This window comes from Achromobacter sp. SIMBA_011 (assembly GCF_046535435.1).
GTDB classification, from domain to species: Bacteria; Pseudomonadota; Gammaproteobacteria; order Burkholderiales; family Burkholderiaceae_B; genus Achromobacter; species Achromobacter dolens.
The window spans coordinates 117,260-137,199 of sequence record NZ_JAWRWN010000005.1 but is presented as its reverse complement, the minus strand read 5'-3'; the positions used below and the strand labels follow the sequence as shown (position 1 = coordinate 137,199).

23 protein-coding genes are annotated in these 19,940 nt (G+C 68.4%); 7 read left to right on the top strand and 16 right to left on the bottom strand.

Annotated elements, in window-relative coordinates; translation table 11 throughout:
• Window positions 1–123 precede the first annotated feature (123 nt).
• The 4 genes from SB816_RS18910 to SB816_RS18895 are packed head-to-tail and all read left to right on the top strand — an operon-like array spanning window position 124 to window position 3,351.
• Entirely contained in the window at window positions 124–1,140 is a 1,017-nt protein-coding gene (locus SB816_RS18910) for a Bug family tripartite tricarboxylate transporter substrate binding protein (protein ID WP_269874448.1), read from the top strand.
• Between the two features lie 51 nt (window positions 1,141–1,191).
• Window positions 1,192–1,872 carry a 3-oxoacid CoA-transferase subunit A gene (locus tag SB816_RS18905; RefSeq protein WP_064528297.1) on the top strand — a complete coding sequence of 227 codons (681 nt, stop codon included), beginning with the start codon at window positions 1,192–1,194 and terminating at the stop codon, window positions 1,870–1,872.
• A gap of 10 nt (window positions 1,873–1,882) precedes the next feature.
• A complete protein-coding gene (locus SB816_RS18900) occupies window positions 1,883–2,524 on the top strand; it encodes a 3-oxoacid CoA-transferase subunit B (RefSeq protein ID WP_144655326.1) in 642 nt (213 codons plus the stop codon).
• A complete protein-coding gene (locus tag SB816_RS18895; protein ID WP_054501050.1) occupies window positions 2,524–3,351 on the top strand; it encodes an IclR family transcriptional regulator C-terminal domain-containing protein in 828 nt (275 codons plus the stop codon). The genes SB816_RS18900 and SB816_RS18895 overlap by 1 nt, the downstream gene beginning before the upstream one ends.
• Before the next feature lie 13 nt (window positions 3,352–3,364).
• On the opposite strand, the gene SB816_RS18890 is transcribed toward SB816_RS18895, so the two are convergent.
• The 6 genes from SB816_RS18890 to SB816_RS18865 form a co-directional block, all read right to left on the bottom strand.
• Window positions 3,365–4,411 carry an L-threonylcarbamoyladenylate synthase gene (locus tag SB816_RS18890; RefSeq protein ID WP_054501049.1) on the bottom strand — a complete coding sequence of 349 codons (1,047 nt, stop codon included), beginning with the start codon at window positions 4,409–4,411 and terminating at the stop codon, window positions 3,365–3,367.
• Window positions 4,412–4,415: 4 nt separating this feature from the next.
• Complete coding sequence (locus SB816_RS18885; protein ID WP_054501048.1) at window positions 4,416–5,606, bottom strand: 5-(carboxyamino)imidazole ribonucleotide synthase; 1,191 nt, start codon at window positions 5,604–5,606, stop codon at window positions 4,416–4,418.
• Window positions 5,607–5,611: 5 nt separating this feature from the next.
• Window positions 5,612–6,133, bottom strand: a complete 522-nt coding sequence (gene purE / locus SB816_RS18880; RefSeq protein ID WP_054501047.1) for a 5-(carboxyamino)imidazole ribonucleotide mutase — start codon at window positions 6,131–6,133, stop codon at window positions 5,612–5,614.
• Between the two features lie 74 nt (window positions 6,134–6,207).
• Window positions 6,208–6,780, bottom strand: coding sequence for a disulfide bond formation protein B (locus SB816_RS18875; protein ID WP_054501046.1), 573 nt, complete (start codon window positions 6,778–6,780; stop codon window positions 6,208–6,210).
• 10 nt (window positions 6,781–6,790) lie between these two features.
• The gene (locus SB816_RS18870; protein ID WP_006390808.1) at window positions 6,791–6,949 is read right to left on the bottom strand and encodes a DUF5993 family protein; all 159 of its coding nucleotides are present in this window, start codon (window positions 6,947–6,949) and stop codon (window positions 6,791–6,793) included.
• Window positions 6,950–7,196: 247 nt separating this feature from the next.
• Complete coding sequence (locus SB816_RS18865) at window positions 7,197–8,078, bottom strand: phosphoribosylaminoimidazolesuccinocarboxamide synthase (protein ID WP_049075485.1); 882 nt, start codon at window positions 8,076–8,078, stop codon at window positions 7,197–7,199.
• 172 nt (window positions 8,079–8,250) lie between these two features.
• Between SB816_RS18865 and SB816_RS18860 the strand changes: the two genes are divergently transcribed.
• Window positions 8,251–8,706, top strand: coding sequence for a GFA family protein (locus tag SB816_RS18860; protein ID WP_054501045.1), 456 nt, complete (start codon window positions 8,251–8,253; stop codon window positions 8,704–8,706).
• A 90-nt stretch (window positions 8,707–8,796) separates the two neighbouring features.
• Here SB816_RS18860 and fba read toward each other — a convergent pair whose 3' ends face one another.
• Both fba and SB816_RS18850 read right to left on the bottom strand, forming a co-directional pair.
• Entirely contained in the window at window positions 8,797–9,861 is a 1,065-nt protein-coding gene (gene fba / locus SB816_RS18855; RefSeq protein WP_049075489.1) for a class II fructose-bisphosphate aldolase, read from the bottom strand.
• A 200-nt stretch (window positions 9,862–10,061) separates the two neighbouring features.
• Window positions 10,062–10,961, bottom strand: a complete 900-nt coding sequence (locus SB816_RS18850) for an SMP-30/gluconolactonase/LRE family protein (RefSeq protein ID WP_054501044.1) — start codon at window positions 10,959–10,961, stop codon at window positions 10,062–10,064.
• A 301-nt stretch (window positions 10,962–11,262) separates the two neighbouring features.
• Between SB816_RS18850 and SB816_RS18845 the strand changes: the two genes are divergently transcribed.
• The gene (locus tag SB816_RS18845; RefSeq protein WP_054501043.1) at window positions 11,263–12,570 is read left to right on the top strand and encodes a dicarboxylate/amino acid:cation symporter; all 1,308 of its coding nucleotides are present in this window, start codon (window positions 11,263–11,265) and stop codon (window positions 12,568–12,570) included.
• Window positions 12,571–12,681: 111 nt separating this feature from the next.
• Here SB816_RS18845 and SB816_RS18840 read toward each other — a convergent pair whose 3' ends face one another.
• The 8 genes from SB816_RS18840 to phnG all read right to left on the bottom strand — a co-directional run bounded on the left by SB816_RS18840 (window position 12,682) and on the right by phnG (window position 19,022).
• Window positions 12,682–13,116: a hypothetical protein gene (locus SB816_RS18840; RefSeq protein ID WP_049075499.1), complete on the bottom strand. Its 435-nt coding sequence runs from the start codon at window positions 13,114–13,116 to the stop codon at window positions 12,682–12,684.
• 118 nt (window positions 13,117–13,234) lie between these two features.
• Window positions 13,235–14,434 (bottom strand): alpha-D-ribose 1-methylphosphonate 5-triphosphate diphosphatase, encoded by a 1,200-nt coding sequence (locus SB816_RS18835; RefSeq protein ID WP_410547371.1) that lies wholly within the window; start codon window positions 14,432–14,434, stop codon window positions 13,235–13,237.
• 2 nt (window positions 14,435–14,436) lie between these two features.
• The gene (gene phnL / locus SB816_RS18830) at window positions 14,437–15,153 is read right to left on the bottom strand and encodes a phosphonate C-P lyase system protein PhnL (RefSeq protein WP_064528281.1); all 717 of its coding nucleotides are present in this window, start codon (window positions 15,151–15,153) and stop codon (window positions 14,437–14,439) included.
• A 2-nt stretch (window positions 15,154–15,155) separates the two neighbouring features.
• Entirely contained in the window at window positions 15,156–15,932 is a 777-nt protein-coding gene (phnK, locus tag SB816_RS18825) for a phosphonate C-P lyase system protein PhnK (RefSeq protein WP_054417160.1), read from the bottom strand.
• Window positions 15,929–16,819 (bottom strand): alpha-D-ribose 1-methylphosphonate 5-phosphate C-P-lyase PhnJ, encoded by an 891-nt coding sequence (locus tag SB816_RS18820; protein ID WP_175167524.1) that lies wholly within the window; start codon window positions 16,817–16,819, stop codon window positions 15,929–15,931. Before SB816_RS18820 ends, phnK begins: the two co-directional genes overlap by 4 nt.
• A complete protein-coding gene (locus SB816_RS18815) occupies window positions 16,816–17,931 on the bottom strand; it encodes a carbon-phosphorus lyase complex subunit PhnI (RefSeq protein ID WP_410547370.1) in 1,116 nt (371 codons plus the stop codon). The genes SB816_RS18820 and SB816_RS18815 overlap by 4 nt, the downstream gene beginning before the upstream one ends.
• Window position 17,932: 1 nt before the next feature.
• On the bottom strand, window positions 17,933–18,550 hold the full coding sequence (phnH, locus tag SB816_RS18810) for a phosphonate C-P lyase system protein PhnH (RefSeq protein ID WP_064528275.1): 618 nt from the start codon (window positions 18,548–18,550) through the stop codon (window positions 17,933–17,935).
• A gap of 1 nt (window position 18,551) precedes the next feature.
• Window positions 18,552–19,022, bottom strand: a complete 471-nt coding sequence (gene phnG / locus SB816_RS18805) for a phosphonate C-P lyase system protein PhnG (RefSeq protein ID WP_144655331.1) — start codon at window positions 19,020–19,022, stop codon at window positions 18,552–18,554.
• 184 nt (window positions 19,023–19,206) lie between these two features.
• Between phnG and phnF the strand changes: the two genes are divergently transcribed.
• Window positions 19,207–19,929: a phosphonate metabolism transcriptional regulator PhnF gene (gene phnF / locus SB816_RS18800; protein WP_054501036.1), complete on the top strand. Its 723-nt coding sequence runs from the start codon at window positions 19,207–19,209 to the stop codon at window positions 19,927–19,929.
• Window positions 19,930–19,940 lie beyond the last annotated feature (11 nt).

The following is a 19,940-nucleotide window of genomic DNA, read 5'->3' as shown; positions in this document are numbered from 1 at the left end:
ACTTTTTTCGCGTCCTGGCTGACAGGCAACGCGATCACCATCCCTCAGAAAAAGCCGGCCGCGCCACTATAAAAACCCGGGACGCGCGCCAGCATTCGGCCGAATCATGGAGGAGACAAATCCATGGCACCCGCAAGGAAACCGCAGCCCCCCAGCTTCGCGGCGGAACACCGCCGCCATGTCATCAAGACCCTGTTGTACGCCGCGCTCGCCGCGGGCGGGCTGGTCGCCGGCCCCGCGCACGCGGACGACTGGCCCAGCAAACCCATCAAGATCATCGTGCCCTACACGCCGGGCGGCTCCACCGACATCGTCACGCGCATCGTGGTCGAAAAGCTCGGGCCGCGCCTGAAGCAGACCATCATTGTCGAGAACCGCCCCGGCGCCAACAGCAGCGTGGGCTCGGCGATCGCGGCCAAGGCCGACCCGGACGGCTACACCTTCCTGTCGATCCTGCCGGCCTACATCATCAACTTCCATCTCTACAAACTGGGCTACAAGCCGGACGACCTGGTTCCCGTGGCACAGATGGCCGACCTGCCGCTGTTCCTGTTCGTGGCGCAGGACCTGCCCGTGAACAGCGTGGCAGAGCTGGTGGAATACGCCCGCAAGCACCCCGACAAGCTCACCTATGCCTCCAGCGGCAACGGCTCCAGCGCGCACCTGACCGGCGCCGATTTCGCGCTGCGCAACAAGATCACCATGACGCACGTCGCCTACAAGGGCAGCGCGCCGATCCTCACCGACCTGCTGGGCGGCCGGGTGTCGATGGTGTTCGATCCCATCCTGGTGCCGATGCAGTACGTCAAGCAGAACCGCCTGAAGGCGCTCGGCTTCACCGGCAAGCAGCGCTGGCCCACAGAGCCGTCGATTCCCACCATGGAAGAGGCCGGCATGCCGGGCTTCGTCACCGGCTCCTGGGCCGGCCTGATGGCGCCAGCCAACACGCCCAGGCCGATCATCGAACGCATGGCGCGCGAGATCAGCGAGATCGTGCAGGAACCGGACGTGCTCCAGAAATTCCTGGACGCGGGCTTCCTGCCGGCCAGCGGCACCTCGGCGCAGTTCGCCGAACTGATGAAGCAGGATTCGGCGCGCTATGCCGGGATCATCGAGCAGGCCCGCATCACCGTGGACTGATGGCCGCGGGGCGCGCCGGCAACCCGCGCCCCGCCTGATACGAAGGCAACCATGATCGACAAGTTCATCGACACCCCCGCCGCCGCCGTGGCCGACATCCACGACGGCGCCACCGTGCTGGTCAGCGGCTTCGGCGGCGCCGGCATGCCCACCGAACTGCTGCACGCCCTGATCGAGCAGGGCGCGCGCGAGCTCACCGTGGTCAGCAACAACGCCGGCAACCACGAGACCGGCCTGGCCGCGCTGATCAAGGCCGGCCGCGTGCGCAAGGTGATCTGCTCGTTTCCCAAGGCCTCGCATTCGTGGGTCTTCGACGACCTGTACCGGCGCGGCGCCATCGAGCTGGAATGCGTGCCGCAGGGCACCATCGCCGAACGGCTGCGCGCCGCCGGCGCCGGCCTGGGCGGCTTCTTCACCCCCACGGCCTATGGCACCGAACTGGCCGCCGGCAAGGAGACCCGCATCATCGACGGCCGCGGCCATGTATTCGAGAGGCCGCTGCACGGCGACTTCGCGCTGGTCAAGGCCGACCTGGCCGACCGCTGGGGCAATCTCACCTACCGCAAGAGCGCCCGCAACTTCGGCCCCATCATGTGCATGGCCGCGAAAACCACCATCGTGCAGGTGCGCGCCAAGGTGGCGTTGGGCGAGCTGTCGCCCGAGGCCGTGGTGACGCCAGGCATCTTCGTCAAGCGCGTCACCCAGGTGGCGCACTCCGCGTTCTCCAGTTGAAGGATTCCCCATGCCCACTCCCCTGACCCGCGAAGCCATGGCGCGGCGCCTGGCCCAGGACATTCCCGACGGCAGCTACGTCAACCTGGGCATCGGCATGCCGGTGCTGGTAGCCGCGCACCTGCCCGCCGGCCGCGAGATCGTGCTGCACAGTGAAAACGGCATTCTCGGCATGGGCCCGCCGCCGGCCGAGGACGACATCGACCTGGACCTGATCAACGCCGGCAAGCAGCCGGTGACGCTGCTCGAAGGCGGCGCCTATTTCCACCACGCCGACTCCTTCGCCATGATGCGCGGCGGCCACCTGGACATCTGCGTCATGGGCGGCATGCAGGTCGCGGCCAACGGCGACCTGGCCAACTGGTCGCTCAACAAGCCCGGCGAGGCGCCGGCCGTGGGCGGCGCCATGGACCTGGCGGTGGGCGCGCGCCGCGTCTACATCCTGATGGAGCACAACAGCAAGGACGGCTCGCCCAAGATCGTCGAGCGCTGCGCCTATCCGCTGACCGGCGCCGGCGTGGTCGACCGCGTCTACACCGACCTGGCCGTGATCGACGTCACGCCCGACGGCTTGTGGGTCCGGGATATGATCGACGGCATGACATTGACAGCGCTACAGGCACGCACCGGCGCGCCGCTGCGCGCAGGCTGATGCTGCCCAACCTTCCCCCGCCCGGCTACGCCGCGCCTCTCGCTCCCGAGGATCACCCCGATCAGTTGCGCGGGGATCCCGACTACATGCTGACGCTGGCGCGCGGCCTGCACGTGATCCGCGCCTTCGGCACCCGCCGCCATCCGCAGACCGCGGCCGAACTGGCGCGCCGCGCCGGCCTGCCGCGCGCGGTGGTGCAGCGCTGCCTGCACACGCTGATCCTGCTGGGCATCGCCGAACAGCATGGCCGCCAGTACATCCTGACGCCGCGCATCCTGGGGCTGGGCTACGCCTACTTCTCGTCCACGCCGTTCGTCTCGCTGGCGCAACCGGTGCTGGAAGAACTGAGCGCCAGCGTCAACGAGACCTGCGCGCTGGCCATCATGGAAGGGCACGAAATGCTCTACCTGGCGCGCTCGGAAGTGAACCGGCTGCTGGCCACCTCGATGGGGCTGGGCAGCCGGCTGCCGGCCTATTGCACCTCGATCGGCCGCGTGCTGCTGGCGCAGTTGTCCGAGCCGGCGCTGGCGCGCTACTTCGCCGCCATCGAACTGCAACCCTACACCGAGTTCACCATCACCACCGAAGCGCGGCTGCGGGCCGAGCTGGCGCGCATCCGCGAGCAGGACTACGCGGTGGTCGACCAGGAACTCGAATTGAATGTGCGCGCCATCTCGGTGCCGGTGCGCTCGGCCAGCGGCAAGGCCTGCGGCGCCGTCAACGTCAGCGTCAAGGCGGCGCGGGTGCCGCTGGAGCGATTGACGGGAGAATTCCTGGCGCCGATGCGCCAGGCGGTGGCCAGGATCGGGGAATTCCTGGCGGCCTGAACGGCCGCCCCCCCTACAGGTCGGTGGTGTCGAGCGTGAACGCGGCGGCGGCGCGGCCGATGCGGTCGTTGACCGCGTGCCACGCCTCGCTGTCCGGCGGCGCCTGCACGATGATGCGCGCGAAGCCCTGGCCGTCCAGGTCGCGCAACAACGCGTACAGCGCCTGGGCGTAGCGCGCCGGATCGGCCGCCACCTGTTGCCACTGGATGCGCGCATCGACGGCCGTCGGCGGCGGCGTGTACGCCACCACCACGACCTTGCCCGGCGGCAGGCCGCGGCCTTGCAGCGCGGCTTGCAGGCGCGCGTCGGACGCCAGTTCCAACGCCGTGCGCGGCGCATAGTGCGCCTTGAGCGTGCCCGAGGCGCGCGGCGCGGCGGCGTCTGGCGCGAACACCTGCACGCCCAGCACGGCCTCGATCTGCGCGGCGCTGATATGGCCGGGACGCAGCAGCACCGGGCCGGCGCCGCGGTCCAGCCGCGACAGGTCCAGGATGGTCGATTCGATGCCGACCTCGGCGGCGCCGCCTTCCAGCACCGGCATGCCGGCCGCGACCTCGTCGGGAAATTCGTGGCGCACGTGGTCGGCGCGGGTGGGAGATACCTGGCCGAACTTGTTGGCCGACGGCGCGGCGACGCCGCCCTGCCCGTTCGGCTTGCCGGCCGCGAACGCCGCCAGCAGCGCCTGCGCCACCGGGTGCGAGGGGCAGCGGATGCCGATGCTGTCCTGGCCGCCGCTGACGGTGTCGGCGATGTGCGGCGCGCGCTTGAGGATCAGCGTCAGCGGACCGGGCCAGAAGGCGTCGATCAGCAGACGCGCCTCGGGCGGCACCTCGGCCGCCCAGTACGACAGGTCGCCCTGCGGCGCGATGTGCACGATTACCGGGTGGTTCGACGGCCGGCCCTTGGCGGCGTAGATCCTGCCCACGGCCTGCGGGTTCTCGGCGTCCGCGCCCAGGCCGTAGACGGTCTCGGTCGGGAACGCGACCAGCTCGCCGGCCAGCAGGCGCCGGGCGGCGTCGGCGATGTCCGCGGCGCTGGCGGAGTCGGGCGAAGCGGACATGGCGTTACTCGGGCGCCTGCATGCCCAGCGCGGCGGCGACACGCGCCGCGTCGGCCTGGGCCTGCTGCAGCGTCGGCGCGACGATGGTGACGTGGCCCATCTTGCGCCCGCGGCGCGCCTCGCGCTTGCCGTACAGGTGCAGCTTGGCCGTGGGCACCGCCAGCGCGGCGGCCCAGTCGGGCTCGCGCTGCGCGTCGCCGGAGGCCGACGGATACCAGATGTCGCCCAGCAGGTTCAGCATCACGGCGGGCGCCAGCAGGTCGGTGCCGCCCAGCGGCAGGCCGGCCATGGCGCGCGCCTGCTGCTCGAACTGGCTGGTGAGGCAGGCGTCCATGGTGTAGTGGCCGCTGTTGTGCGGACGCGGCGCGATCTCGTTGACGATCAGGCTGCCGTCCCGGAGCACGAAGAATTCCACGCACAGCACGCCGTGGTAGCCCAGGCCCTGCGCGATGGCCTGCGCGGCCGCGGTGGCCTGCGCCTGGCGTTCGGCGTGGGCGGCGTCGAGCTTGACCGGCGCCGCCGTCGACACGGCCAGGATGCCGTCGCGGTGCACATTGCGCGCTACCGGGAACACCACGCTGGAACCGTCGAAACCGCGCGCGAGCACGACCGAGATTTCGTAGTCCAGCGGCATCAGCGCTTCCAGCACGCAGGCCACGCCGCCGAACTCGGCGAACGCGGCCAGCGCGGCCTCGCGCGAATCGATGCGGGCCTGGCCCTTGCCGTCGTAACCCAGGCGCGCGACCTTGAGGATGCCGGGGAACAGGCTGTCGGGCGCGGCGCGCAGGTCGGCCTCGCTGCGGATGGCGGCGTGCGGCGCGACCGGGATGCCCTGGCTGGCGATGAAGGCCTTCTCGGCGATGCGGTCCTGCACGATGGCGACCGCGTCGGCGGCCGGGCTGACGCGACAGCGGGTCGCCAGCGCGCGCAGGCTGTCGGCCGGCACGTTCTCGAATTCGGTGGTGACGGCCTGACAGGTCTGCGCCAGGCGCGCGAGGCCGTCTTCGTCGTCATAGGCGGCCTGGATGTGCAGGTCCGCCACCATGCCCGCCGGGCATTCGGCGGCCGGGTCCAGCACCGCGACCTTATAGCCCAGGCTTTGCGCCGCGTGGCAGAACATGCGGCCCAGTTGGCCGCCGCCCAGCAGGCCGAGCCAGCCGCCCGGGGCAATGGTGAAAGCAGTCGATTGCGTCATGGGGATCAGGCCTCGGGCGGAACCTTCATGTCGCGCGCGGCCTGCGTCTGGCGCGCGCGGAATGCCACCAGCTTCTTGTGCAGGCCAGCGTCGGTGCCCGCCAGCGTGGCGATCAGGTGCAGCGCGGCGTTGGCGGCGCCGGCCTCGCCGATGGCGAAGGTGGCCACCGGCACGCCCTTGGGCATCTGCACGATGGACAGCAGCGAATCCTCGCCGCGCAGGTACTTGGACGGCACCGGCACGCCGAACACCGGCACTTCGGTCAGGGCCGCCATCATGCCCGGCAGGTGGGCCGCGCCGCCGGCGCCGGCGATGATGCCGCGCAGGCCGCGATCAAACGCGGCGGCGCCGTACTCGGCCATGTCCTGCGGCATGCGGTGCGCGGAAATCACGCGCGCCTCGTACGGCACGCCGAAGTCTTCGAGCATGGTGACGGCGTGCTTCATGACCTCCCAATCGCTGGAGGAACCCATAATCACGCCCACCACGGGGGTGGCCTGCGCCGCTGCGGAAGTCTTGGCTGTCATAACCGGTGTCGAGTCGTTGAAAGGCCGCGGCCGTGCCGCGAAACCCGGTATTTTACCCGGCGCCGGCGCCACCCCTAGGGCGTATTGCCCGAACCCAGCCAGAGATAGCCGGTGGGATTGTCCGGGCAGGGCCCGAAACCGCATTGCAGCGTGGTGCTGCCCAGGTTGGCGAGCACCATGATGAAAAACAGGGCCATGATGATTACGCCCAGCGCCGACACCGGCCGCTTGAGCATGTTGTCGCCCCATTTGCGATCCACCGACAGCATCAGCACGCAGAACACGATCAGGACGCTGAAGGCGATAAAAGCCCAGGTGTAGAAGTGCAGGCCCAGGAACGGCGTGCCATAGCCCGGGTCGCCCGGCGCGATGTGCAGCAGCACCTGGCGGCCCGCCGCCACCATGCCGCCGAGCGAGGCGGCAATCGTCATGGCGTAGTGCATGGGTGACGGGCCCAGCCGCAGGTTCAGCAGCAACCCCACCCCGGCCAGCATGAAGGCCACGCGTTGCAGCAGGCAGAGCGGGCAAGGCGGCTCGTCGTAGGCGAATTGCCAGGCGAAGGCCAGTCCCAGGATCGTCGTCACGCCCAGCAGGGCCAGGGCATTGAGCACGCGCGAGCCGCGCGCGGGATTGCGGGAAAAGATCATGTCGGCGGGCCTACAGCGACAGCGCCAGCGGGCTGGTCATGTGGAACTGGCACCAGGCGGCGAACACGCCCAGGGTGATCAGCCAGAAGGCGACGCAGGGACGGCGCTTGCCCAGCAGACCGAACCACACGGCGACCAATCCGGTCAGGAAAGGCAACATCATGATCATGCGCAGCTCCTTTCTTCGTCCGGTGGGCGATGCGCCCAGGCGGCGGCTGCGGGCCGCGTCCGGCAAGTTGGCGGAAAGGAGGCCGCGCGAGCACGCCGCCGGCCTCCGGATGCAGGTTGCCGGCGAGTATAGCGTAACAATACGCAATAATTTTTACGGAAAAGCAGGGATTTCCCTGACCGTCCGGCCGACGCGGACAAAAAAAACCGCCCGGTTCACGGGCGGCTCTCGGGGCGCGGCGCGCGCGTCAGGCGACCAGGCGGTCGAGCGCTTCGCGGTACTTGGCGGCGGTCTTTTCCAGCACGTCCTGCGGCAGGCGCGGCGCGGGCGGGGTCTTGTCCCAGGTCTGGGTCTCGAGCCAGTCGCGCACGAACTGCTTGTCGAAGGAAGGCGGGCTGATGCCCACGCGGTAACCGTCGGCCGGCCAGAAGCGCGAGGAATCCGGCGTCAGCACTTCGTCCATCAGGTACAGCGTGCCGTCGTCGTCCAGGCCGAACTCGAACTTGGTGTCGGCGATGATGATGCCCTTGGTGGCGGCGAATTTGGCCGCCTCGGCATACAGCTTGAGCGTGACGTCGCGGATGCGCTCGGCCATTTCCTGGCCGACTTCCTTGACCACGTGGGCAAAATCGACGTTTTCGTCGTGCATGCCGAACTCGGCCTTGGCGGCCGGCGTGAAGATCGGCTCGGGCAGTTGGCTGGCCTGCTGCAGGCCGGCGGGCAGCTTGATGCCGCAGACGGCGCCGGTGGCCTGGTAGTCCTTCCAGCCGGAACCGATCAGGTAGCCGCGGGCCACCGCTTCCACCAGGATCGGCTTGAGGCGCTTGACCACCACGGCGCGGCCGCGCACCTGGTCGACTTCATCGGGCGCCACCACGTCTTCGGGCTTGATGCCGGTGGAGTGGTTCGGCAGGATGTGGGCCAGCTTCTGCAGCCAGAACTCGGTCAGTTCAGTCAGCACCTGCCCCTTGCCGGGGATGGGATCGTCGAGGATGACGTCGAACGCCGAAATGCGGTCCGATGCGACGATCAGCAACTTGTCGTCGCCCACCGCGTACATGTCGCGGACCTTACCGCGGCCCAGCAGCGGCAAGGACTTGATGCTGGATTGATGCAAAGCAGAAGTCACGGAAAAATGGCCTATGGCAAAAATGGGGGTCGCGCAAAGCGCATAGGTTACTGCAAATAGCCCCGTCTTGCCGCGCGTCGGGCCGCGGGTTAGTCTGGCCGGATGCCAAAAAATGCGCCGGCCGCGCACCGCGTCACGGCGCCCCCTTTTCACCTGGAGGAGACACAGTCGTATGCAGGATGCAACCCAGAAACGCCCGCCCCACGCCGACGCGCAGGTCCACCTGACCGGCGGCTGCCAATGCGGGGCGGTGCGCTACGCGGTAACCGACGAACCCATCATGGCGGCCACCTGTCATTGCCGCGATTGCCAGTATTCCAGCGGCGGCGCGCCGGCCCACGCGCTGATCCTGCCGGCCGGCTCGGTCACCCTGCTGCGCGGCCAGGCGCGCGAACACCGTTACCAGGGCGATTCCGGCCATACCGTGATGCGCAGCTTCTGTGCGGACTGTGGCACGCCGCTGTTCGGCGGCTCGGAAGGCATGGGCTACGAAGTGGTGCGGGCCGGATCCCTGGACGATCCCGAGGCCTTCCACACCCGCGTCAGCATGTGGACCGATTCGGCGCCGTCCTGGCACCATGTGGACCGGACCGTGCCGAACTTCCCCCGCAACGCCCCGCCCGCCTGAGGCGCGCGCGACAGGCACGAAAAAAAGGCGGACCCTCGCGGGCCCGCCTTTTTGCTGCCCGCCTTCCATGAAAGGAAGGCGGCCGGCGGCTTACTGCACCACCTGGGCCAGCTTGCCCGAGGCGTACTGGGCGGCGATCTCGGTCAGCGGCAGGGCCTTGATCTTGCTGGCGTTGCCGGCGGTGCCGAACTCGGTGTAGCGAGCCACACAGATCGCCTTGGCGGCGGCGCGGGCCGGCTTCAGGTATTCGCGCGGGTCGAACTTCTCGGGGTTCTCGGCGAAGAAGCGGCGGATGGCGCCGGTCATGGCCAGACGGATATCGGTGTCGATATTGATCTTGCGCACGCCGTACTTGATGGCTTCCTGGATTTCCTCGACCGGCACGCCGTAGGTTTCCTTCATGTTGCCGCCGAATTCACGGATCTCGGCCAGCAGTTCCTGCGGCACGCTGGAGCTGCCGTGCATCACCAGGTGGGTGTTGGGCAGGCGGGCGTGGATTTCCTTGATGCGGGCGATCGACAGGATGTCGCCGGTGGGCTTGCGCGTAAACTTGTAGGCGCCGTGGCTGGTGCCGATGGCGATGGCCAGGGCGTCGAGCTGGGTGCGGCGCACGAAGTCGGCGGCCTGCTCCGGATCGGTCAGCAGTTGGTCCATGGTCAGCTTGCCGTCGGCGCCGTGGCCGTCTTCCTTGTCGCCTTCCATGGTTTCGAGCGAGCCCAGGCAGCCCAGTTCGCCTTCGACCGTCACGCCCAGCTTGTGGGCCACGTCCACCACCTTCTTGGTGACTTCGACGTTGTAGTCGTAGTCGGCGATGGTCTTGCCGTCTTCCTTGAGCGAGCCGTCCATCATGACGCTGGAGAAGCCCAGGTCGATGGCGCCCTGGCAGACCTTCGGCGACTGGCCGTGGTCCTGGTGCATGACCACGGGGATGTGCGGGTAGGACTCCACGGCGGCCTGGATCAGGTGCTTCAGGAAGCCTTCGCCGGCGTACTTGCGGGCGCCGGCCGAGGCCTGCATGATCACCGGGCTGTCGGTCTCCGCCGCGGCTTCCATGATGGCCTGGACCTGTTCCAGGTTATTGACGTTGAATGCCGGAATGCCGTAGCCGTGCTCGGCGGCGTGGTCGAGCAACTGGCGCATGGAGACTAGGGCCATGTGTGGTCCTCCTTAGGTACTGTCGATTGAAAGATGGTTGAAATCGAGCGGGATGGTGGGATTTTACGGGGGATTCGAAGAAAGGTCTTGAAACGGCCGGTATCCCTATCCACCAGGACTAAACCGGCCGCCGGAGCCGCGCGCGAACCGCGTCCGCCGTCCGGCCAGGATCGGCCCGGGACGCGGCCGGGCAGCCCCGCTCAGGGCCGTCCCGCGTGCGGCACGTCCACCTCGGCCACCAGAATCCGCCCCTCTGGTTTGGCGCGGCGGTTGGCCTCGATGAAATCGGGCGCCGCCGCCATGAACAGCGTCTTGCCGTCCGGCCCGCCCAGGGCCGCGGCGAAGATGCCCAGGTCGCCAGTATCGATCTGTTCCAGGATCCGGCCGCCGCGGGCCATCCGCACGATGCGCTTGCCGATGGCGTCGGCCACCCACAGCGCGCCCTCGGCGTCCAGCGCGCCGCCGTCCGGGCCGATGGCCGAGGCCGCGATCAGCACCGACAGGTCATCGGAATCCGGCAGCGCGCCGAAATGGGCCCAGTCGCGCCGAGGCCCCAGGGCGCCGTCAGGCAGGATGTCGAATTCCGAGATCCGGTTGCCGAAGGTCTCGTTGACGATCAGGGTCTTGCCGTCGGGGGTGATGAACGAACCATTGGGAAACCACAGCCCATCCGCCACCACCTGGGCCACCCCGTCCGGGTCCACCCGCACCAGGGTGGTGGTGGCAAAGGGCTCGCCGGCCATCAGGTCGAAACCGAAGTTACCCACATAGGCGCGGCCCTGGGCGTCGACCACCAGGTCGTTGATGGGGCCGCCGGTCAATGCCGACAGGTCCGCGTGCGGCACCAGTCGGCCATCCCGCTCGCGCCGCAGCAGCCTGCGGTCCTTCATGGAGGAGATCAGCAGCCGCCCGTCTGGCAGCCAGCCCAGGCCGGAGGGCTGCTCCAGCACCCGGCAGATCACCTCCGCCCGCCCCAGCAGGTCGACGGCGATCACCTTGCCCGTATAGAAATCGGAGGCCCACAGGCGCCCGTCGTGCCAGCGCAGGCCCTCCAGGAACGTATACCCCGACACCAGCACGGACAATTCGCGTTTCGGCATAGCTCTGTCTCCTATAAGGGGGGGCCTGTGTGACCCTTTTTTGTGTCGCCCGGCGGCGCACAGGCGGCCAGGCCGGACCATTTTGTCATGCTCCGGCCGCCCTGGCAGTCAGGTATGACCCGTCCCCAACCTGACAACTAACTGTCAGGTTGGCGGCGTTAACATCGCGCCCCAAGGGTTAACCCGCGCCACTCCGGGTCCCCTCCGGCATATCCTTCATTGGACCGTTTCGCCCCGCCCCATGCCGGCGGGTAAGGCCTATCCGGCCAACCGACCAGGTCCCTGTTTTCCGTTTTTGAAGATGAATACTAAGAAGCTGACGCGTTACATCGGCATTGCCATGGTGCTGGGCGTCGTGGTGGGCTATTTCTGCAACAAGTACGCGCAGAACGCGCAAGAGGCCAAGGACATCGCCTCGTACTTCAGCCTCATCACCGACATCTTCCTGCGCATGATCAAGATGATCATCGCGCCCCTGGTATTCGCCACCCTGGTGTCCGGCCTGGCCAGCATGAGCGACGCCAGCGCCGTCGGCCGCATCGGCCTGCGCGCCATGTTCTGGTTCATCGCGGCCTCGGCCATCTCGCTGCTGCTGGGCCTGGCGCTGGTCAACATCTTCCAGCCCGGCGCGCACCTGAACCTGGCGCTGCCCGACGCGGCCGCCAGCGCCGGCCTGAAGACCGGCGACTTCACCCTCAAGGCCTTCATCGCGCACGTGTTCCCCAAGAGCATCGCCGAAGCCATGGCCAACAACGAGATCCTGCAGATCCTGGTGTTCTCGCTGTTCTTCGGCGCGGCGCTGTCGTTCATCCGCGGCAAGGGCCACAACACCATCTACACCATGATCGACGAGCTGGCCAAGATCATGTTCCGCGTCACCGACTACGTGATGCGCTTTGCGCCGCTGGGCGTGTTCGCCGCCATGGCCGCCGCCATCACCACCGAGGGCCTGGGCGTGCTGGTCAGCTACGGCAAGCTGATCGGCGAGTTCTACCTGGGCCTGGCGCTGCTGTGGGCCATCCTGTTCGGCGTCGGCTACCTGTTCCTGGGCAAGTCCACCTTCCGCCTGGGCGGCCTGATCAAGGAACCGACCCTGCTGGCCTTCTCGACCGCCAGCAGCGAATCGGCCTACCCCAAGACCATCGAGGCGCTGGAGCGTTTCGGCGTGTCCAAGCGCATCTCGGGCTTCGTGCTGCCGCTGGGCTACTCGTTCAACCTGGACGGCTCGATGATGTACCAGTCGTTCGCGGTGCTGTTCATCGCGCAGGCCTACAACATCGAGATGAGCTTCTCGCAGCAGTTGACGCTGCTGCTGGTGCTGATGGTCACCAGCAAGGGCATGGCCGGCGTGGCGCGCGCCTCCCTGGTGGTGGTGGCGGCGACGCTGCCGATGTTCCACCTGCCCGAGGCCGGCCTGCTGCTGATCATGGGCATCGACCAGTTCTTCGACATGGGCCGCACCGCCACCAACGTGGTCGGCAACAGCCTGGCCACCGCCGTCATCGCCAAGATGGAAGGCAAGGAAGAGGATCTGGCGGCCGGCGCCCCGTCCAGCCCTGCCACGGACACGGACTCGACGCCGGTGCGGACGGCCTCGCGCGAGGCCTGAACGGAACGCGCCAATACCTTCACGCCCCATGAAAAACGGGCCCCGCGCATCCAACGCGGGGCCCGTTTCTCATGGATCGGCCGGCAGCCCGCCAGGGACCGCCGCGCCAACTCAATCGTTGACCGAGCACGACACCGGCGCGCCGTCCTCGAATTCGACGTCGTAGGTATGGACCGGGTCCCACGGCAGCGTGAACCACAGCTCGTAACCATCGCCGTCTTCGTCGAACAGCCACAGCGCGCGCAGCACGGCCTTCTCGGCCATGGCTTCGGCGGTTTCCTCGCGCAGCAGTTGGTCGTCCTCGATGCCGAGCTTCTTGTAGTGCTCGTACGAGTAGTTGTCCAGCAGAAAGTCCGCCGCGGCCAGGATCTGCTCGTCGAGATTGCCGATGATGGCCTTGACCACCTTGGAAGCCGCGCCATCCGGCTCTTCGCCGTCGGTCTGGACCATGACGTGGATCGGCGGGCGGCCCTCGCCCACGGGCACGTTTTCCGCGGCCCAGAGATCGGGTTCTTCGGGGTCCTGGGTGAAGTTGAATCGTGCCATTGCGTGCTCCGGAAAATAAGGCAGACAGGCCGCCCGCTCGTTGGCGGCGTCCTCGTCCACCCATTTAACCAGATGCGCGTGTCCGCCGCTTGTCCATCGACAAGCTTCGGCGGTTTGCTCAGGCAGCCACCAGGCCGTTGGCCTCGGCCACCGGCGCCGGCACGCGAGCCGGCGCGTAGTGCGTCGAGAACACCAGGCGGCCGGCGCTCCAGGTATGGCTGATCAGCGGCAGCGCGCCGACCTGCGCCACCGCCACCAGGTCGGCGCGCTGGCCGACCGCGATACGGCCCCGATCGCGCAGGCCGCAGGCGTCGGCCGGATTCGCCGTCACCAGCGCGATCGCCTGCGACAGCGTCAGCTCGGTCTGCGCCGCGACCGCGAAGGCCGCGGCGATCAGGGTCGAGGGCTGGTAGTCCGAGCACAGGCAGCTCGCCACGCCGGCGCGGATCGCATCGATGGCGCGCATCGACCCGCTCTGGCTCTTGCCGCGCAGCACGTTGGGCGCGCCCAGGATGGTGGGCAGGCCGCAGGAGACGGCGGCGCGGGCGGTGTCCAGGGTGATCGGGAATTCGCTCATCGCCACGCCCAGGTTGCGCATGGTGGCGATGCGATGGATCGAATCGTCGTCATGGCTGGCGGTCGGGATGCCCAGGCCGCGCGCATGCGCCAGCAGGGTCTCGACCCGCTGCACCGCGCCGTCCTGGGCGCGGGCCTTGGCGTGCGCGGCCGCTTCGGCCTGCTCGCGGCTCATGGAATGGTTGCCGATCATGTACTGCAGGTACGACTCCAGCGTCTTGAACTGGCCCTGCCCGGGCGAGTGGTCCATCACCGACAGCAGGTCCACCGCGCCCTCGTCCATCAACTGCCGCAGCACCGGCACCGAGGTCGCGTCGGTGGCTTCGTAGCGGCAATGCACGCGGTTGTCGACCAGGCTGTGCTGGCGGAAGGCGCGCACGCCGCGCACCACCTGGGCGGCGGTCTCGTTGTTGCGCACGCCCAGGTCGCTGTTGGCGAACGACAGCGCGTGGTAGGGCGTGGTGATGCCGGCCGCGGCATTGCGTCGGTCCACCTGGGCCACCGCGAAGTCCAGCGGGAATAGCACCTTCGAGCGCGGCTCGGCTTCCTTTTCGATGGCGTCGCAATGCAGGTCGACCAGGCCCGGCACCAGCGTCAGGCCACGCAGGTCGATCTCGTGCGCGCCACGGGCGCCGTCAGGCGCGATGGCGGCGATGACGCCGTCCTCGATCATGACGGCGCCGTCTTGCAGCACGCGGTCCGGCAGCACGACGCGGGCGTGGGTCAAGTAGGTACGGGTCATGCTTACTCCAGTTCGACGGCGGCTTGCGCGGGGCGTAGCGCCAGGACGCGCGACGCCACCGCGTCGCGCACTTCTTCATCGTGGAAGATGCCCAGCAGGCAGCGGCCGGCGGCGCGTGCTTCGCGGATCAGCTCCACCACCACGGCGCGGTTGTCCGGGTCCAGCGAGGCGGTCGGCTCGTCCAGCAGCAGGATGGGATGCTGGGCGATGAAACCGCGGGCGATGTTGACGCGCTGCTGCTCGCCGCCCGAGAAGGTGGCGGGCGCCAGTCCCCACAGGCGCTGCGGCACGTTCAGGCGCCGCAGCATGGCGCCGGCGCGCTCGCGGGCCTCGTCCGGCTCGACGCCGGCCATGCGCAGCGGCTCGGCCACCACGTCCAGCGCCGACACGCGCGGAATCACCCGCAGGAACTGGCTGACGTAGCCGAGGACGTCGCGCCGCAACGCCAGGATGCGCTGCTCGGGCGCGCCGACCAGTTCCACCCAGTCATCGCCGGCGCGCACGCGGATGCTGCCTTCGGTGGCCAGGTAATTGCCGTACAGGCAGCGCAGCAAGGTGCTCTTGCCGGTGCCCGACGGGCCGGCCAGCACCAGGCAGTCGCCAGCGGCGGCGTCGAAATCGACCGCTTCCAGCACCGGCAGGCGGATGCCGCCCTGGTTGTGCAAGGTGAACATCTTTCCGAGGCCCCGCACCTCGATCATGGGTTTCGCGACAGTCATGGTCAGCTCTGCAAAATGGAAGACACCAGCAACTGGGTGTAGGGATGCTGCGGGTCGTCGAGGATCTGGTCGGTCAGGCCGCTTTCGACCACCTCGCCGCCGCGCATCACCAGGGTGCGGTGCGCCAGCAGGCGCGCCACCGCCAGATCATGGGTGACCACGATCGCGGCCAGGCCCAGGTCGGTCACCAGTTGGCGCAACAGGTCCAGCAGGCGGGCCTGCACCGACACGTCCAGCGACGCGGTCGGCTCGTCCATGAACACCAGGCGCGGATGGGTCACCAGGTTGCGGGCAATCTGCAGGCGTTGCTGCATGCCGCCGGAGAAAGAAGCCGGCGCGTCGTCCAGGCGTCCCGCGTCGATCTCCATCTTCCGCAGCCAGCCGCTCGCGGCCTGGCGCAGTTCGCCGTAGTGGCGGTCGCCCACCGCCATCAGGCGTTCGGCGATGTTGGCGCCGGCGCTGACCTGCATGCGCAGGCCGTCGCGGGCGTTCTGGCGCACGAAGCCCCAGTCGGTGCGGGCCAGCAGCCGCAGGCGCGCGCCGGACAGCGCGGCCAGGTCGGTGAAACCCTGGTCGCGGGTGTCGTACCAGACACTGCCGGCGTCGGGCGCGGTCTGGTACGACACGGCCGACAGCAGCGTGCTCTTGCCGGAACCGGACTCGCCCACCACGCACAACACCTCGCCGGGGAACAGGTCGAAACTGACGTTGCGGCAACCGTGCACGCCGTCCCAGGTGCGCGTCATGCCGCGCACGGAAAGCAAGGGTTGGGCGTTCATGCGGTGGCTTCCTTTGCGGCCTGCGCGGCCTGGCGGTCGTTGCAGTATTCGGTATCGGAGCAGACGAAGCGGCGGGTGCCGGCATCGTCCAGGATGATCTCGTCGAGGAAGCTGTCGCGCGAGCCGCACACGTCGCAGCATTCCGACCACTTCTCCACGGTGAAGGGATGGTCCTCGAAATCCAGGCTCTTGACCCGGGTGTAAGGCGGCACCGCATAGACCCGCTTTTCGCGGCCGGCGCCGAACAGCATCAGCGCCGGGCTGTTGTCCAGCTTGGGGTTGTCGAACTTCGGGATCGGCGACGGCCGCATCATGTAGCGGTCGTTGACGATCACCGGGTAGTCGTAGGTAGTGGCGATGTGGCCATGCTGGGCGATGTCCTCGTACAGCTTGACGTGCATGCCGCCATATTCGGCCAGCGCGTGCATGGTGCGGGTCTCGGTCTCGCTCGGTTCGAGCCAGCGCAGCGGCTCGGGGATCGGCACCTGGAACACCATGATCTGGTCGGCCCGCAGCGGCGTTTCCGGAATGCGGTGGCGCGTCTGCACGATGCTGGCGTCGCGGGTCGATTCGGTGGTGGCCACGCCGGTCACGCGACCGAAGAAGCGGCGAATGTTGATGGCGTTGGTGGTGTCGTCCGAGCCCTGGTCGATCACCTTGAGCACGTCGCCCGGGCCGATGATCGACGCGGTCACCTGGATGCCGCCCGTGCCCCAGCCATAGGGCAGCGGCATCTCGCGGCTGCCGAACGGCACCTGGTAGCCGGGAATCGCCACCGCCTTGAGCAGCGCGCGGCGCAGCATGCGCTTGGTGGACTCGTCCAGGTAGGCGAAGTTGTAGTGCTCGTCGCGTTCGACCGCGGCGCCGGGAGTGGGGGAAGTCGTCATGAGGAAATGGCCTCGTCGAGCTGGCGGGTGTTCTCGGGGGCCGGCGCGGCGCGCTCGGCGCGCAGGCGGCGCAGCAGTTCCAGGTTGGCCTGGAAGTCCACGTAGTGCGGCAGCTTCAAGTGCTGCACGAAGCCGGAGGCCTCGACGTTGTCGCTGTGGTACAGCACGAACTCGTGGTCATTGGCAGGCGAGTCGGCGCGTTCGCCGAGTTCCTGCGCCTTCATGGCGCGGTCCACCAGCGCCATCGACATGGCCTTGCGCTCGCCGTAGCCAAAGGTCAGGCCATAGCCGCGGGTGAACTTGGGGCCTGCCTCGGCGTTGCCGGCGAACTGGCTCACCATCTGGCATTCGGTGATCTCGATCTCGCCCACCGTGACGGCGAAACCCAGTTCCTCGATGTGCATCTCGACTTCCACGAAGCCGTAGCGGATCTCGGCGGCGAACGGGTGCGTGTTGCCGTAGCCGCGCTGCGTGGAATAGCCCATCGACAAGAGGAAGCCCTCGTCGGCGCGCGCCAGATTCTGCAGGCGAGCGGCGCGCGAGGCAGGAAAGTCCAGCGGCTGGCGCGTCAGGTCGAACGGCTCGGGATCGCCCTCGGGCACCGCCTCGGCGTCGATCAGGTCGTCGTGCGCCAGCAGGTCGGTGACGCGCGGCATGGCGCTGTCCAGCGGCTCGCCGCCCGCCGGCAGGGCGTCGGCCTCACGCTCGGCCTCCAGCGAGAAGTCCAGCAGGCGCTGGGTGTAGTCGTAGGTCGGCCCGAGGATCTGGCCGCCGGGCACGTCCTTGAAAGTCGACGAGATGCGGCGCTGCAGGCGCATGGCGCCGGTGTCGATCGGCTGGGTGTAGCCGTAGCGCGACAGCGTGGTGTGGTAGGCGCGCAGCAGGAACACCGCTTCGATCACGTCGCCGGCGGCCTGCTTGAGCGCCAGCGCCGCCAGTTGCGGATCGTAGAGCGAGCCTTCGGCCATCACGCGCGACACCGCCAGCGGCATCTGTTCGCGGATCTGGTCCAGGCTCAGTTCGGGCAGGGCCCGGTCGCCGCGCCGATAGTCGTCCAGCATTCTGTAGGAATTGAGGATGGCGCGTTCGCCCCCTTTGACGGCCACATACATGTCAGCTCTCCACGCGCGTGCCGCGAGGCAGCGCGCACAGTTGCCGCCCGTGCGTCAGGAACACGTCGACGCCCAGCGGAAAACGTTGATGGTTGATGCGCCAGTCGCGCCAGAAACCGTCCGGCAGGCCGGCGGCGCGCAGCGCCTGGCGGCTCTGGATGCCGGGGCCGGTCAGCGTGACCTCGGCGCCTGCGTCCAGCGACGCGACCTCGATGAGCAGCGTCGTGGACAGATCCGGATAGGCCGGGTCGCCGGGATGGCACGACGCCAGCGCGGGCGCGCTGCCGCCAGCCGGCACTGCCGCGAAGCGCGCCAGAGAGGCCGACGGCACCATCGGGCAGGCGCAATGGAAGCGCAGGAAATCGAGCACGCCGGCGTCCAGGCCCTGCGGCAGCCAAAGCGGCGTGTCCACGTCCACCAGCGTCAGCAGCAGCGCGGTCAGCGCCGGCGACAGGCCGGCCGGCACGCCGCTGGCGGCGGCCACTTCATACACGCGGCCCGGATGCGCCATGGCGTCGAGCGCGGTGCGGAAGGTGGCCTGGGCGTCGTTCACCGGGTCCGCGAAGCCCGGCAGCAGCTTGCGGCTCGCGGCGGCCGCGCCAAGAAGTTCTTGATGCATGTCAGTCCTCGCCTCGCACCATCGTGAAGAATTCGACCTTGGTCTGCGCGGCGACGCGCGCCTGGCGCTCGACGCGCTCGGCGCGTTCGCGCGCCAGCGGCTGGATCAACTGCGCCTGCACCGTGTCGTGCCAGTCGGGCAGTTGCAGCAGCGCGTCGGCCACCGCGGCCTGCTCGGCATGGCGCAGCGAACGGCCCTGCACGTAGGCGATGCCGACCACGCCGTTGTCCAGGCTGACGGCGCAACGTGTCACCGTCATTTCGCCCAGGTTGAAACGCGCCCCGGTGCCGCCGCTGCGGGCCCGCGCCATGGCCATGCCGGTCTGCGCCGGGCGCAGCATCTGATACGGCGGCACGCCGCCAAGCGCGCCGAACGCCCCTTCCAGCATGGCCGGATCGGCCAGCGCCAACACCCGCATCCAGGCGGCCCGTTGCGCCTGGATTTCACCCTGCGCGGTTTGTGGATGGTCCATTATTTCCTCTAAACGTCTAGACGACTGGATGGAGTATGATCGCGTTCAAGTGGAAGTTCAACAGCCTGGCGTGAATTTTTGATGACAGTTGCGGCGGGGACGCATTGCCTATCCCGCGTCCGCCGCTTGGTGCACAATCACAGCCATTCTTGATGAAGCTGATATGACAGCACGAGCACATCCTATGGTCGAAAGAGGTTCCGGTATCGCCGTGTGGCGACAGATCGGCGAGTCGCTGGCGGACGACATCCGCAACAAGTTGTACATGGCGGGCGAGCAACTGCCCTCCGAACCGGAGCTGGCCGCCAAGTTCTCCGTCAACCGCCACACCATCCGGCGCGCCATGGGCGAGCTGGAACAGAGCGGGCTGGTGCGCATCGAGCAGGGGCGCGGCACCTTCGTGCAGGAACACGCCATCGACTACGCCATCGGCAAGCGCACGCGCTTTTCCGAGAACCTGCGCAGCCAGGGCATGCTGGGCCACCTCGAAGCCCTGGGCAGCCAGACGCTGCGCGCCGCCGACATCGCCAAGCACCTGGGCCTGGCGCGCAACGCCCCGCTGCTGCGGGTGCAGATGGTGGGCAAGGCCGAGAACCGCCCCATCAGCACCTCCGAACACTACTTCGACGAAAAGCGCTTCCCCGACTTCATCGAGCGCATGAACGCGCTGCGCTCGGTCTCGAAGGTCTACGCCCACTACGGCATCGGCGACTACACGCGCAAATGGTCGCGCATCACCGCCACGCTGCCGTCTCCGGAAGTGGCGCGCATCCTCGGCCAGCCCAAGACGCGCCCGATCCTGCAGGTCGAGGCGCTGAACGTGGACCAGGCCGGCGCGCCGTTGCAATACAGCATCACCCGCTTCGTCGGCGACCTGGTCCAGCTCATGGTGGCCGACGACAGTTGAGGCCGGTGCGC